Origin of the sequence: Escherichia sp. MOD1-EC4550 (assembly GCF_963876935.1) — a bacterium.
GTDB classification, from domain to species: Bacteria; Pseudomonadota; Gammaproteobacteria; order Enterobacterales; family Enterobacteriaceae; genus Escherichia; species Escherichia coli_F.
In genome coordinates this window covers 69,197-83,331 of sequence record NZ_CAWNSE010000008.1, presented here as the reverse complement: position 1 = coordinate 83,331, position 14,135 = coordinate 69,197, and the positions used below count along the sequence as shown (strand labels likewise).

At 46.7% G+C, this 14,135-nt stretch carries 10 protein-coding genes; 3 read left to right on the top strand and 7 right to left on the bottom strand.

Translation table 11 applies throughout. The annotated features are described in order from the left end of the window. Window positions 1-157: 157 nt before the first annotated feature. The 3 genes from AACU19_RS04970 to hsdR all read right to left on the bottom strand — a co-directional run bounded on the left by AACU19_RS04970 (window position 158) and on the right by hsdR (window position 5,871). Window positions 158-1,903: a restriction endonuclease subunit S gene (locus AACU19_RS04970; RefSeq protein ID WP_105278752.1), complete on the bottom strand. Its 1,746-nt coding sequence runs from the start codon at window positions 1,901-1,903 to the stop codon at window positions 158-160. Then, a complete protein-coding gene (locus AACU19_RS04965) occupies window positions 1,903-3,372 on the bottom strand; it encodes a type I restriction-modification system subunit M (protein WP_105278751.1) in 1,470 nt (489 codons plus the stop codon). Before AACU19_RS04965 ends, AACU19_RS04970 begins: the two co-directional genes overlap by 1 nt. Before the next feature lie 66 nt (window positions 3,373-3,438). Then, on the bottom strand, window positions 3,439-5,871 hold the full coding sequence (gene hsdR / locus AACU19_RS04960; protein ID WP_105278750.1) for an EcoAI/FtnUII family type I restriction enzme subunit R: 2,433 nt from the start codon (window positions 5,869-5,871) through the stop codon (window positions 3,439-3,441). A gap of 240 nt (window positions 5,872-6,111) precedes the next feature. Here hsdR and AACU19_RS04955 point away from each other — a divergent pair, with 240 nt between their 5' ends. From AACU19_RS04955 to AACU19_RS04945, 3 genes are read left to right on the top strand one after another with little or no spacing between them, the layout of a single operon-like run. Further along, window positions 6,112-7,242 carry a DUF262 domain-containing protein gene (locus tag AACU19_RS04955; protein ID WP_105277254.1) on the top strand — a complete coding sequence of 377 codons (1,131 nt, stop codon included), beginning with the start codon at window positions 6,112-6,114 and terminating at the stop codon, window positions 7,240-7,242. Further along, entirely contained in the window at window positions 7,226-8,275 is a 1,050-nt protein-coding gene (locus AACU19_RS04950; protein ID WP_105277255.1) for an AAA family ATPase, read from the top strand. Before AACU19_RS04955 ends, AACU19_RS04950 begins: the two co-directional genes overlap by 17 nt. Window positions 8,276-8,279: 4 nt before the next feature. Then, complete coding sequence (locus AACU19_RS04945; RefSeq protein WP_105277256.1) at window positions 8,280-9,029, top strand: hypothetical protein; 750 nt, start codon at window positions 8,280-8,282, stop codon at window positions 9,027-9,029. Window positions 9,030-9,094: 65 nt separating this feature from the next. Here AACU19_RS04945 and yjiA read toward each other — a convergent pair whose 3' ends face one another. From yjiA to AACU19_RS04925, 4 genes are all read right to left on the bottom strand, one after another. Further along, on the bottom strand, window positions 9,095-10,051 hold the full coding sequence (gene yjiA / locus AACU19_RS04940; protein WP_001314406.1) for a GTPase: 957 nt from the start codon (window positions 10,049-10,051) through the stop codon (window positions 9,095-9,097). 10 nt (window positions 10,052-10,061) lie between these two features. Continuing rightward, on the bottom strand, window positions 10,062-10,265 hold the full coding sequence (locus AACU19_RS04935; protein ID WP_000467859.1) for a YbdD/YjiX family protein: 204 nt from the start codon (window positions 10,263-10,265) through the stop codon (window positions 10,062-10,064). Window positions 10,266-10,314: 49 nt separating this feature from the next. Further along, on the bottom strand, window positions 10,315-12,465 hold the full coding sequence (gene btsT / locus AACU19_RS04930) for a pyruvate/proton symporter BtsT (protein ID WP_001309197.1): 2,151 nt from the start codon (window positions 12,463-12,465) through the stop codon (window positions 10,315-10,317). A 390-nt stretch (window positions 12,466-12,855) separates the two neighbouring features. Next, the gene (locus AACU19_RS04925) at window positions 12,856-14,076 is read right to left on the bottom strand and encodes an amino acid deaminase (RefSeq protein ID WP_105278749.1); all 1,221 of its coding nucleotides are present in this window, start codon (window positions 14,074-14,076) and stop codon (window positions 12,856-12,858) included. Window positions 14,077-14,135: the final 59 nt, after the last annotated feature.

Genomic DNA, 14,135 nt, shown 5'->3' with positions numbered 1-14,135 from the left:
ACCGCGCTAAATACCTGTATATATCATCAGTAAATATGGGGAAAGTCCAGCTAAAAATTAATGAAAATAAGATGAAAATTAGCGTGAGATATAATTTTTGGTGATGTGAATAAAGCGGCTATTTAGCCGCTTTATTGGTTTTGCGAGGGCAGGTAAATTAGTTTACCGCCGCGTCAGTGAGTGCGTCTGCAAGGTGCAGTTGGGTTTGTTTTTTTAGGTTTATATAATTTTTCAATCTATCACAATAAGCTAATAGCATATTTATTCGTTCTGTAATACGAAATTGTTCTTCTAATGGAGGCAACGGTAAAACCAAATTGAAAAGTTTATCTGAAACAAGTTTACATGTGCCATGAGAGGAGCGGTCAACTAAGCATATTACTCGAGTCTCGTTTGCTTTAAGTAAGTAAATTAAAAAATCAGTATTTAATTGATTAGTTGATATGGCTTTCATATCTTGATTAATAGTGACTTCTTTTTTTGTTATTGCTACGGGGAATGTATGGGCTAAAATCATGCCTCGGACAACAAAAATAAGACTATTTTCAGGAATTAGATGTACTGAACTCTCCAATACAGCCTCTTTTGAAATATTTAGTTGACTTTTGGAGATGTAATTAACCTTCATATCCTTTGGTGAAACCCATGGAATATTACCTTTCCAAAAATCAGAATTGTTTTTACTTGGGGTTCCGCCCCCTTTAACTTCACCAATATTTCCTAGTCTAATCCACTCCCACCCTTCCGGCAGTTCAAACGGCTTTTCCTCATCGCTAATCGGCGGCAACGGTTTTTGTTTTTTTATTTTTCCTTCTTTCACCAGTTGTGCTTTTTCCTGCGCAATTCGTTTGAGCAGTTCAGAGGCTGGTTCATCATTCGGATCCTGCGGCACAAGCTTACCCATTACGGCCAGTTGCAGAATGGTCTGTTTTAATGCATCCACGCTGGCTTCGGTGGTAAATAGGGTGTCGAAATGCTCGCTAATACGTGCCCAGTTTTCAGCCAGTTCCTCGGCGTTTTGGCTGTCTGTAAGTGTTCCCAACAGGGTTTCAACCAGTTGCTGATGTGCGTCCAGACTGGTCAGGGATTGTTGTTCTAGTTGGTCGCAGAGGGACATGAGTTGCTCGACCTTTTTTACAATTCTCAATTGTTCATTGAGAGGGGGTAATGCAAACAGGGTGGCAACGATTTTTTCCTTAGAAATATTAGGTTGCGCTCCACCTGCTCCCATGGCTGTAAATACTTTCTTACTAGCCTTAAGGAAGATCAACAGATACTGATTTGATAAACCATCGAAAGGGGTACAAGCGCAGACGGCTTGATTAGTTGTTGAACGAGTGTTGAGTATTGATGTTTTGCCTATTGTAGCCCCATACATTGCAATCAATACATCCCCAGGCTGGTTGTAGCGTAAGGAACATTCTTTTAATGCCAATGCTGTAATATGTTCTTCTGAATCGGTTATGTAATCTTCAGATAATTCACCAGATTTAAACCATGGAATATCTCCACCGTAGTATCCAGAATTTGTACGATTTGGTGTGGCTCCAGCCCCCCAATCGCCAATATCATTCAGATAACACAACTCCCATCCTTGCGGCACGGAAATTGATTCTAAAGTTCCATCTATTGACGGAAGCTTTTTCGGTTTTTTTATCTTTCTTTCTTTAATTAAGTCTTCTTGCTGCTTTTTCATTCCTCTAAGCAGCTCCGACGCTGGTTCGTCATTCGGATCCTGCGGCACCAGTTTACCGCGCACAGCCAGTTCCAGAATCAGCTCACGCAATTTCTTAATGCCATACAAATCAATTTTACCGGAACTGCCGCGCCCGGCGGTGGAACGGGTTTGCAACGCCGAGGTCCAGGTTTCCATATGATCAACGATCAGCTTTTCCACACTCATCAGTTAATCTCCTTGCCAGACAGCGCAGCGCCAAGAATATCGCGCAGTTGATTACGCAGCGTCTGGATCTCCGCCTGCTGTTTTGCATACTGCGCTAACAGTTCGTCCGGATCATGGCTAACGGTTTCCGCCTGATGTGGGTTTTTAATATCCAGATTGAAGTTACGCGCAATCACGTCATCAATGCTGACTTTCCATGCCTGCTCATTCTCGACGCGGCTGGCAAAACCATCGGCCTCGTTGCCCCACCAGTCGATCTCCGCCTGAAACTCTTCAAACTTCATCGGCTTGGTTTTGCTGTAGTTTTTCACGCCCGCCGGATACGGATGCTCATAGAACCAAATCTCTTTGGTTGGCTGACCTTTGGTAAAGAACAACAGGTTGGTTTTAATGCCGGTATAGGGGTTAAACACACCATTCGGTAAACGCACGATGGTATGCAGGTTGCACTCTTCGGTAAGTAGCTTTTTGATTTTGGTTTTAACGCCTTCGCCAAATAGTGTGCCATCCGGCAATACCACCGCCGCACGACCGTTTTTCGCCAGTACTTCCACAATCAGTTGCAGGAACAGATCCGCCGTTTCGCGGGTTTGCATCTCTGCCGGAAAGTTCTTCTCAATACCGTCTTCTTCCGTGCCACCAAACGGCGGGTTGGTAACAATGACATCCAGTTGTTCATCCCAGGAGGAAAGCGGTTTGTTCAGGGTGTTGTCGTGACGAATTTGTACCGGTACTTCAATGCCGTGCAGCAGCATATTGGTGGTCGCCAGCAGGTGCGGAAGCTGTTTTTTCTCAACACCGTGGATCTGTTGTTGCAGCGTCTGATGATCGGCGACGCTCTTCACGTATTTGTTCTTTACATGATCAAATGCGCAGGCAAGAAAACCGCCCGTACCGCAGGCCGGGTCCATAATGGATTCGCCGAGTTTCGGATCAACGCGATCCACCATAAAGCGAGTGACGGCGCGTGGAGTATAGAATTCGCCAGCATTGCCCGCAGATTGCAGATCTTTAAGGATCTGTTCGTAAATATCACCAAACAGATGGCGTTCGCTGGCGCTGGTAAAGTCAATTTCGTTCAGCTTGTTGATCACCTGACGCAGTAGCGTACCGTTTTTCATATAGTTATAGGCATCGCTGAACGCCTGCTTTACCACGTATCCGCGTGGGTTTTTATCGATAGGCGCAGTGAGGTTTTTCAACGCCGGGAACAGATCATCATTAACGAATTCCAACAGGGAATCACCGGTAATGCCCTGAGCGTTTGCGGCCCAACTGCGCCACAAATAACGCTGTGGGATCGGATATTGATAGTTATCCTGCTCCAGTTCCAGCGCCTCTTCCTGGGCATCGAAGATTTTCAAAAACAGCAGCCAGGAGAGCTGACCGAGACGCTGCGCATCGCCATCCACACCGGCATCTTTGCGCATAATATCTTGTAATGATTTGATTACTGAACTGATAGACATGTTGTATTCCATGAAAAACAAGGCCTTCTGCAACATAATGGTTGCAGAAGGCGCAAAAGAGAGTTGTTAAGCAGAGCGGGGCGGTAATTGGTAGATTTCGTTTTCCAGCTCGCTGAGCGCCTGATTATACCCGTTACGGTCGCCAAATCCGGTTTTAATAATCTCCGGTAAGGTGCCCATGCTGTCGAATGGTTTAAGTTTCAGCACCTGAATACTTTCGATCTCCTGTACGCCCGCATCGGCGTATTTATCCAGCAGATTATCGAGCACGGCTTGCGCTGCTTCAGAGTATTTTGTGAAGTAGTTCCGCTTGCGCACGTTCTCGGCGCGCTCTTTGCGGGTTAACGGCGGCTGACCATACACTACGTGGCAAAGCATGTCGAATGGGTCGAGATCTTTACCGACTTCTTCTGCCAGTACTTCCCAGATGATCCCCTGTTGCTCCAGCTCGTGAATGATCGCTTCTTTGCGATCGGCGTCCTGCCACTTGCGGGTAAAGTCATCCAGCGAGGCATATTCTTTGAGCAGTGTTTTGCGGGTGTAATCTTTAAAAGATTCGGTAACCAGTTTACCGTCGGCATCGTAATACTGAACACGCTGCGCAATAACGCCCACCGCTACACCGTTGACGTGAAACTTGCGGATTTTCTTCTCGTCTTCTTCCGGAAGTGGGCCGACATCATCGCTATCGGTAACCTGGTATGGTGGCGCAGGCGGTTCATCAACGCCCGTTACCTGTTCGTCGTCATGTTCGCTGATTTCTTCGAGTTTCTCTTCAAAATCAGATTCTGGATCGGCGATATCCTCTGGTGTGGTATCCATGACTTTTTCGGGAATGCCATCGAAACGCTCATCGGCAAACAGTTCGGTGGCTTTTTTAAAGTCGAGGATGGTAAACCAGAGTTTGCCGTAACGTTCGTCGATGCGTGTACCACGACCGATAATTTGCTTGAATTTGGTCATCGACTGGATGTTCTGGTCCAGTACTACCAGTTTGCAGGTTTTAGCATCCACACCAGTGGTCATCAGCTCTGAAGTGGTCGCGATAACCGGGTACGGTTTTTTCGGGTTGACGAAGTTATCCAACTGAGCTTTGCCAATTTCATCATCGCCGGTGATTTTCATGACGTATTTGTCGTTCTTTTTCACCTGCTCCGGGTTGAGATTAACCAGGGCGCGGCGCATACGTTCTGCATGATCGATGTCGTTACAGAAGACGATGGTTTTATCCATCGGATTGGTGCGCTTGAGGTAGTCGGTAATGGTTCTGGCAACCAGTTCTGTGCGTTCGTCGATTACCATCGTGCGATCGAAATCTTTCTGGTTATAGATACGATCGTCGATCACTTCGCCGTTTAAGTCAGTTTGCCCTTTGGTTGGGCGCCAGCCTTGCAGATCAACATCAATATCAACACGGACAACTTTATAAGGGGCGAGGAAGCCGTCTTCGATCCCTTCTTTTAGCGAGTAGACGTAAACCGGATCGCCGAAGTAATCCGTGCTGGAGACTTCATGCGTCTCTTTTGGCGTGGCGGTTAAGCCAATTTGGGTGGCGGAACTGAAATAATCAAGGATCTCTCGCCAGGCGCTGTCTTCGGATGCGCTGCCGCGATGGCATTCGTCGATCACGATCAGATCGAAGAAATCTGGTGCGACTTGTTTAAACGCTTTTTGGTCTTCCTCCGGGCCAGTTATAGCCTGATAGAGCGCGAGGTGAATTTCATAAGCGGGATCAATGGTGCGTCCGCTGACTTTGGTCATTGCCGTACCAAATGGCTGGAAATCATTATTTTTGGTTTGGTCGACCAGAATATTGCGATCGGCAAGGAACAAAATGCGTTTTTTATTTTTTGATTTCCACAGGCGCCAGATGATCTGGAATGCGGTATAGGTTTTCCCTGTTCCGGTCGCCATGACCAACAGAACGCGGTTTTGCCCGTTGGAGACGGCTTCAATGGTTTTGTTGATTGCCTGAAGCTGGTAATAACGTGGCGATTTACCGCTGCCATCGTCGTAATAGTCCTGAGTAATAACCGGAAGCTGAGCTTGTGTGTATCCTTTCCAGAGGCAGAATTTTTGCCAGAGTTCAGCGGGGGAGGGGAAGTCATCCAGCGTTATTTGCTTTTCAAGGCATTCACCTTCGGTTGCGGTGGCATCGCGGAAGATAAAGCCATCACCGTTGGTGGCAAAAACAAAAGGAACGTCCAGCAGGCGCGCATATTCAATGCCCTGTTGCATCCCTTTGCCAATTTCATGTTTGTTGGCTTTTGCTTCAATCACGGCTAAGGGAATGCCTGGTTTGTGATACAGCACGATGTCAGCAGATTTTACCGTTCTGCGTGCCGCAACTTTACCACGTACGATGACTTTACCGTCCCGGAGTTTGACCTCCTGTCTGATTTGCGTTGTGTTGTCCCAGCCTGCATTGAGAATGGCTGGCATAACGCATTTGGTAATGATGTCTGCTTCCGTCAGGTTACTTAGGTTCAGTTCCGCCATGGGGTATTCTCGCTTTTATCAGGACGATTCTGATTGTACATAAAATCAATAGCCTGGCTATGACTTAGGGCGGTATGAGAGCATTATGTTCTGGAGATAACTCGCATAATGGTGCAGTGAAGGTCGCAGTCAAGAAGGAAGTTAGGGTATAATTCATGTTGATTAAGGGGCTGAAATTTTGATTCAGCGCCCTATTTTTATGAATAAATAATTCGATAAATTTTTAAAGGTAATTTTACCATGAGTAATGCGGATGTAGAAAACGACAGCATTGAACTCGAAGATCAAGAAGAGCTTGAGTTAACATCTCATCCGCATCAAATGGGGACAGATACTGAGGTTCGAATTGCAAAAGAGCAATCCAGTGTTTTCGAATTACTCCGTCGCGAAGCTCGTGGGCAACTGGTTCTTGCTCCAGATTTTCAGCGTAAACTTGTCTGGGATAGAAAACACCAGTCAGAATTAATTGAATCTATTTTAATGGGGATTCCTATTCCATTAATTTATCTTTTTGAGGATGAAAATGGTGTCAGGCAAATCATTGATGGCAAACAACGAATATCTGCATTGAAACGCTATGTTAACAATGAATTTTCTTTAACTGATTTATCTATGTTGCCTGACTTGAGAGGAAAAAAATTTTCTGATATTCCTCCATTATTACAAGCAAAGCTTGAAGATTGCCAGTTACATTCTTATGTGATTCAACCCCCAACACCTGAATATGTGAAATTTAATATTTTTGAGCGTGTAAATCGAAGTGGTATTAATCTAAATAAACAGGAAATGCGGCATGCTCTTTATCAAGGCAAGGCCACAAAGTTAATTAAGGATCTCGCTGAACACGAGTCTTTCAGGCTTGCAACAGGTAATGGCGTAAAATCTGAGCGTATGCGAGACAGATATCTGGTTTTGCGGTTCGTAGGATTTTATTTGCTTGTAACAAATCAAATGCCAGGTGTTGAATTTAGGTCTGATATTGATGCTTTTTTAGCATCTGCGATGAAATTCATTAATACAAAAGCTGATGATGAGTTACTGGAAGAAGTTGAAGATGCTTGTATAACTGGTATGACTAATGTCTATAAAGCGTTGGGTTCAGAAGCATTTAGATTTTCAACAAAATCAGGTGCTAAAAGGCGACCAGTGAATATGGGATTATTCGAAGTGTTAGTTATGGTATTCAGTCAGATAAGTTTTGAATTTTTATCAAAAAATATTGAATTAAAACAGCTTATTGAACAATACAAGTATAATTTTGATGAGATTGGTATTTTTTCTGGTGCAATTGATACAACACAATATGTAAATATGCGTTTTGATTTTGCGAAGGAAATAATGGAAAGGATTAAAAATGCTTACAAATATTAACATTCAAGGATTTAAAAGTTTAGGCTCAACAAGTCTGGTGTTATCACCACTGACCATTTTAACTGGAACTAACTCTTCTGGTAAATCCAGCGTTATTCAGGCATTGATGTTACTAATTAAAAATAGCGCTTCTGTTAATCAGTATAGTATGGAAGAAGTTATCCGATTTCTAGCTGATTTTCCTGTTATTAGAAATAAAAAAAATAACGCAAAATCTATTGTTATAACAGTCCAGGATACAGAAAAAAATTCTCATTCGTTAACGCTCAACTCAGAAAATATCGAAATTGATAGTCGTCTGGGATATCAATACGAGCCAAGAGTGCCTGGTAGTGAACCTGAGTTGCTCTATCTGAATGCCAACCGCTTGGGGGCACAAGAATTTGTGCCCACCGCAGAACGTCGAGTAGGTGTTGCAGGAGAATTCTTGTTTTCAACATTTGATAAAATGAAACATTTGCCAGTACCTGAATATCTGGTGAAAGTTCACGAATCTACAACACTTGCATATCAATTATCTTATTGGTTGAAACTGATTACAGGAACGACGTCTGAATTAGTTACTGAAAAAGTTGGTGACCAGATTAAGGTCGCTTTTACCTTAAAAGAGCTTGAAGGAAATGTTTCTCCTCTTAATCTTGGGGCTGGGATGAGTTATATTGCAAAGGTTTTGATTATTTGTTTGATGGCAAAAAAAGGCGATCTTATTTTGCTAGAAAATCCCGAAATTCAATTGCATCCGAAAGCGCAGTCTCATTTGGCAATTTTTTTAGCATTTGTAGCAAGTAAGGGTATCCAGATTATTGTAGAAACGCATTGTGAACATTTAATCAATAAACTTGCGTATTTGGTTTATGAAGATGTTATAACTTCTGAGGATATTTCTGTACATTATAAACCTGATGTGGATAAAGATTTTATCTCGATGAGAGTTAATGAAGGTGGGAAATTTACCGATCTGCAAGAGAATGTTACGGGATTCCCTTTAGGTTTTTTTGATGCAACCTTAGATGATTTGATGAAGATGAGGTAAAGAAATGTCTTATCAAATGGTTCTTGATACATCTTTATTAGTTGCATATGAAAATATGGATGATAAGAATAAGGTGAAGAGATTACATAAAAAACTAGTACTACCTTATTTAACTAACAAAAGGCAATGGATTGAGGCAAGAAATTTAGGATTGAAGATGCCGGAGTTAGAATATCGACAATATTTATCTATGTTAGCAAGTCAGCCTGAAAGTGATGATGATCTTGTTACTTTAGCATCTAAATCGTTGTTGAAAATAATCCTTACTGAGAATGATAATTTATCACTTCCCTTTGTACATTACAAAAAAGGTATGGTTAATAATCAAGTTACCGTTACATTAAGCCCTACAGATAATAGAATATATTTAAAAAAGTATCTGGAAATGCTATGTTGCAATGCAAAAAAAGTAATTATATGCGATAATTACTTTGCACAGAATTGGGAGAATACATGCAGCTTATTTCATTCCGTACTACCTAGAAAAGAGCTTGTTATTGAATTTTCAGAAATCGCAGTAGGTGTCGCTGCAGTCCAAAACGGAAGTAAAATAAATAGTAATTTTGTTCATTGTATCCATCCTGAATGGAGTGTGCAAATCACTACAAATCCCAAATATACAAACTGCCATGATCGCTATTTACTAATTGAAAGTCCGGAAGGAAAAATAGAAGTCATGCTGTCGAGTGGCTTTGACCATATATGGAAAGCAAGTCCTAAAGAACTTACCTGTGTATTTCGTGATGTTTCATAAGAGAATTGCACTTTCTTAAGCCGGTGGGGTATATATATCTTCCGGCTTAAGAAAAATGTGAAATTTTACTTCCTCAACCCCGCAAACGCTGCTCGAATCTCATCCTCCGGCAACTGAATCCCGATAAACACCATCGTGCTATGCGGTTTTTCATCGCCCCACGGGCGGTCCCAGTCGGCGCTGTAGAGGCGCTGGACGCCCTGGAACAGCAGGCGATTAGGTTCGCCGTCAATCCACAGCATCCCTTTGTAACGCAGCAGTTTATCCGCCGACTCCAGCAGCAGGTTTTCCATCACGCGGGAAACTTCGCTGATATCTACCGGGTAATCCAGTTCTACCACAATCGACGAAATATCGTTTTGTTTATCCGCGATAAAGTGGAAACGCGGTTTGGTGCTGACGACGTTTTCTTCCAGCATAAAACCGTTGGTGTTGAACAGCAGCCCCAGATCGATGTCGCCGTGGGTGACGGTGTAGACCGGTGCGCGGGCGTTGATGCGCGCCAGGCGTTCACGCAGTTTTTCTGCTTCGCCTGCGACGTCGGTTTTGGTCAGCAGAATGCGGTCGGCGTAGCCAACCTGTGACTGGGCGATGGTGAACTGGTTCATCTGCTCATCGGCATGTACCGCATCCACCAGTGCAATCACGCCGTCCAGCAGGTAACGCTGGCATAAAACCTCATGGGAGAAAAAGGTCTGAATAATCGGGCCGGGATCGGCCATGCCGGTGCATTCAATGACCAGACGGTCGAACTGAATATTGCCCTTGTCGAGATTATCCAGCAGGTCGAGTAGCGCGTCCTCCAGCTCGTTGGAGCGCGAACAACAGATGCAGCCGTTGGTCAGCGTTTTGATCTGCGTGGCGCGGTCGCCAATCAGTTGATCATCAACGGAGACTTCGCCGAATTCGTTTTCAATCACGGCAATCTTGTAGCCGTGCTGTTCATTAAGAATATGGCGCAGCAGGGTGGTTTTGCCTGCGCCTAAAAAACCGGTGAGTAGGGTAACTGCAATCGGGTTCATGCTCTCTCCATTAACAACAGCGCATACCGCCTTTACCATCGCCGCCGTAGCGCGCGTTCTGGCGTTCGCGGAAGAATTCTTCATAGCTCATGTACGGCTTGTCGGGATGGTTGGTCTTCATATGCTCGACGTAGTTGTCGTAGTCTGGAATGCCAATCAACATCTTCGCCGCCTGGCCGAGATATTTTTTTGCCTGTCCTAAGTTACCAAACATAGTTCACTCTGATAAGAACAAAGCCCCGCCGAAGCGGGGCTAAACACGGTTAGTGGTGCGAAGAGATCTTCACGCCGCCTTCCGGGATTGGAACGTACGGTGTTTCTTTGTCAGTACGTTTGTCGCTGTTACGCACCTTCAGCCAGGTTTTGAAACCGTAGAAGATGATGCTGTACACCACAATCAGGAACAGAATACTCAGACCCGCGTTGGTGTAGTTGTTCACAACGATGTGGTTCATGTTGGCAATCTGCTGTGCCGTCAGGTCAGTACCGTTAGCAATCTTCTCTTTGTACTGGCTTGCCATGTAGAAGAAGCCTTCCATCTGCGGGTTGGTGCTGAACAGTTTCAGGCCCAGCGCCCAGGTGGTGCAGATAAGCAGCCATACAGCCGGAACAACAGTCACCCAGATGTATTGGGTGCGCTTCATCTTAATCAGCACAACGGTGCCCAGTACCAGCGCTACGGCTGCCAGCATCTGGTTGGAGATACCGAACAGCGGCCACAGGCTCTTAACGCCGCCCAGCGGATCGACCACGCCCTGATACAGCAGGTAGCCCCACAGACCCACACAGCCCGCAGTACCGATGATACCGGCAACCAGAGAGTCGGTTTTTTTCAGGAACGGGATGAAGTTACCCAGCAGGTCTTGCAGCATAAAGCGGCCAGAACGGGTACCCGCATCCAGCGCGGTCAGGATGAACAGGGCTTCGAACAGAATACCGAAGTGATACCAGAAGCCCATGTCAGCCATCGGCAGCACTTTGTGGAACACGTGAGCGATACCTACCGCCAGCGTCGGCGCACCACCTGCACGGTTCAGGACAGAAGGCTCACCAATGTCTTTCGCGGTTTGCAGGATCTGCTCTGGCGAAATCACGAAGCCCCAGGAGCTGACAGTCGCTGCCGCGTGTGCGGTAACGTCTTTCAGCTGCGCCATGATGATCGGCGCGTTCTCGCCACCCATTTCATGCAGGTTAGGCATGGTGATGCCAAGGCCCGCAGGCGGGGTATTCATCGCGAAGTAAAGACCCGGTTCGATGATGGACGCAGCAACCAGCGCCATAATCGCCACGAAGGACTCCATCAGCATTGCGCCGTAGCCAATGAAACGCGCGTCGGTTTCGTTAGCCAGCAATTTCGGCGTTGTACCGGAAGAGATCAGCGCGTGGAAGCCAGATACCGCACCACAGGCGATGGTGATGAACAGGAACGGGAACAGAGCGCCTTTCCACAACGGGCCAGTACCGTCAATGTACTGGGTCATCGCAGGCATTTTCAGTTCCGGGTTCAGCACCACGATACCCAGCGCCAGGCCGACGATAACGCCGATTTTCAGGAAGGTTGCCAGATAGTCGCGCGGTGCGAGGATCAGCCACACCGGCAGCAGTGCGGAAACAAACGCATAGCCAATCAGTGCGAAGGTAATTGTGGTGTCTTTAAAGGTCAGTGCCGGACCCCAGTACGGATCGTGAGCAATCACGCCACCGAAGTAGATAGAGGCAACCAGCAGCACGATACCAATAACAGAGACTTCACCTACACGCCCCGGACGGATAAAGCGCATGTAGATACCCATGAACAGCGCAATCGGTACGGTTGAGCAAACGGTGAAGACACCCCACGGACTTTCGGCCAGGGCTTTAACCACAATCAGTGCCAGGACGGCAAGGATGATGATCATGATTAAGAAACAGCCAAACAGCGCGATAGTTCCCGGTACTGGCCCCATCTCTTCTTTGATCATCTCACCGAGAGATGCACCGTTACGGCGAGAGGAGATAAACAGCACCATAAAGTCCTGTACCGCACCGGCCAGCACTACCCCCGCCAGCAGCCACAGCGTACCAGGCAGGTAGCCCATCTGCGCGGCGAGAACCGGACCAACCAGCGGACCCGCACCGGCGATAGCAGCGAAGTGGTGACCAAACAACACGTAACGGTTGGTCGGAACATAGTTCAGACCGTCGTTGTTAATAACCGCAGGCGTCGCGCGCGTGGGGTCGAGTTTCATCACTTTCTGGGCGATGTACAGACTGTAGTAGCGATAAGCCACCAGATACACTGACACAGAGGCGACCACGATCCACAGGGCGCTGACGTGCTCCCCCCGACGTAATGCAACTACCGCGAGGCAGAATGCACCGATGATTCCAAGAATCACCCAGGGTATGTGCTTGAATAGTTTTTTCGTATCCATAGTAAAACCTGGCATTTTACTCGTCGTCTTTTGGCTTACAGGTGCGGCAGCTGCGTTCGTTCACCCCTGTCACTTACTTTTGTAAGCTCCCGGGGATTCACTCACTTGCTGCCTTCCTGCAAACCAAAATCCATAGAGTAATTTGTTAATAATAGGCCGAAGCCGTTCTAGGTTTGCGTTGCGTTTGAGGAGGTAAATTGACCGCTATCCTGCAGTGATGTTGCCAGAGTTACGCGCGCGTAAAGTAAGGTAAATAACTGAGTGGTTATATTTGGGACGTAAGCGGTCAGGAATGGCGGTGAGCGGTTGGGCAAGAATTATTCATCGGGTGGATATGTGATTGAGATCACAATAAAAATGCCCCTTCGATAATTAACCGAAGGGGTATTCTTAGAAGAGAGTGTCTAATTCCGCCAGTACGTTGTAGTCGTCATCAGCCAATAACAACGTTTTCCATTTGTCGAAGGTCAGGCACGGATGCGATGTGCCAAACACCAGAATATCCCCCACTTGCACGTCGCTATTAGCTGACAGTTGCAACATGCAGTGCTGATCCATAATACCTGTACTGCGAATCGCCTGTGGATCAAATGCCAGTGATTTGCCGTTGCGGTAGTGGGCGACTGGTTGCGGCAGTCCGGCGTCGAAGGCGCAATCACGCTTACCAAAATTAACCACCGCACGAGCAGCTTCCGGCACCGATTGCACCATGGCGACCAGTTCCAGCGCAGATGTGAGATCGCCTGCCAGATCGCAGGCCACAGGATCGCGGGCAAGCAACTGTTGTTGTGCCGCGTCGTAGATCCCGGTGTCGTGAGTGATGTAGCAGCCAGGGCGAATAACAATGCGGCAGTTATCAGGCTTTTCTGCCGCCAGCCAGATATTGCACACCACGTCATACCAGACCGTGCCTGCTCCGGTGAGAATAAACTCGCCATCAACCAAACTTGCCATATCACAGGCCAGTTGTGCGGCATCCCGCAGCAGAGCTTCTACCTGCGGTTGTGGATCGTCACCGTGTAAAACACCTTCATATAACTCAAGCCCGCGCAGACGTAGCCCTGGTAATTGGGCCGCCTGTTTAGCCAGTGCCAGTGCGGCATCCGTTGAGCGGCATCCACAGCGTCCGCCGGGAACACCCAGCTCAATCATCACGTTCAGTGTCTGTTGCTGACTGGCAAAAAAGGCAGACAAAGCGCGGGCGTTCTCAATGCTGTCGATACAGCAGATAAAATCGACCGTCGGGTAATGTCGTTGCAACCGGGCAATCAACTGCATATTTGCCTTGCCGACCAACTGGTTAACCATCAGCACACGCTGAATACCGCTCGCCATTGCCGCACCAGCCTGCCATGCGCTACCGACACCTATTGCCCAGGCGCCTGCCGCCTGCTGCGCCTGAAAAATCCACGGCGTCATGGTGGTTTTACCGTGCGGTGCCAGCGAAACGCCGCGCGCGTCAGCATAACGCTGCATCCACGCAATGTTGTTCTCCAGGGCCTGCTTTTTAATGATCGCGGCAGGTAAACAGACATCTTCGGCAAGGAGATTTGCGGGCATTTGCATCAGGGCAGATTTATGGGGAACCAGAGGTTCAGAGTGGTATTTCATAACATTCACCTTTTAAGTTTTTCACCGTATCGGATATGAGTATCATTTGTAACTAAATG

Bases quoted from the DNA above. Each gene is read 5' to 3' on its own strand.
- AACU19_RS04955 (WP_105277254.1), top strand. From the start codon at position 6,112: ATGAGTAATGCGGATGTAGAAAACGACAGCATTGAACTCGAAGATCAA.
- AACU19_RS04945 (WP_105277256.1), top strand. From the start codon at position 8,280: ATGTCTTATCAAATGGTTCTTGATACATCTTTATTAGTTGCATATGAA.
- AACU19_RS04950 (WP_105277255.1), top strand. From the start codon at position 7,226: ATGCTTACAAATATTAACATTCAAGGATTTAAAAGTTTAGGCTCAACA.
- AACU19_RS04965 (WP_105278751.1), bottom strand. From the start codon at position 3,372: ATGTCTATCAGTTCAGTAATCAAATCATTACAAGATATTATGCGCAAA.
- btsT (WP_001309197.1), bottom strand. From the start codon at position 12,465: ATGGATACGAAAAAACTATTCAAGCACATACCCTGGGTGATTCTTGGA.
- AACU19_RS04935 (WP_000467859.1), bottom strand. From the start codon at position 10,265: ATGTTTGGTAACTTAGGACAGGCAAAAAAATATCTCGGCCAGGCGGCG.
- yjiA (WP_001314406.1), bottom strand. From the start codon at position 10,051: ATGAACCCGATTGCAGTTACCCTACTCACCGGTTTTTTAGGCGCAGGC.
- AACU19_RS04970 (WP_105278752.1), bottom strand. From the start codon at position 1,903: ATGAGTGTGGAAAAGCTGATCGTTGATCATATGGAAACCTGGACCTCG.
- hsdR (WP_105278750.1), bottom strand. From the start codon at position 5,871: ATGGCGGAACTGAACCTAAGTAACCTGACGGAAGCAGACATCATTACC.
- AACU19_RS04925 (WP_105278749.1), bottom strand. From the start codon at position 14,076: ATGAAATACCACTCTGAACCTCTGGTTCCCCATAAATCTGCCCTGATG.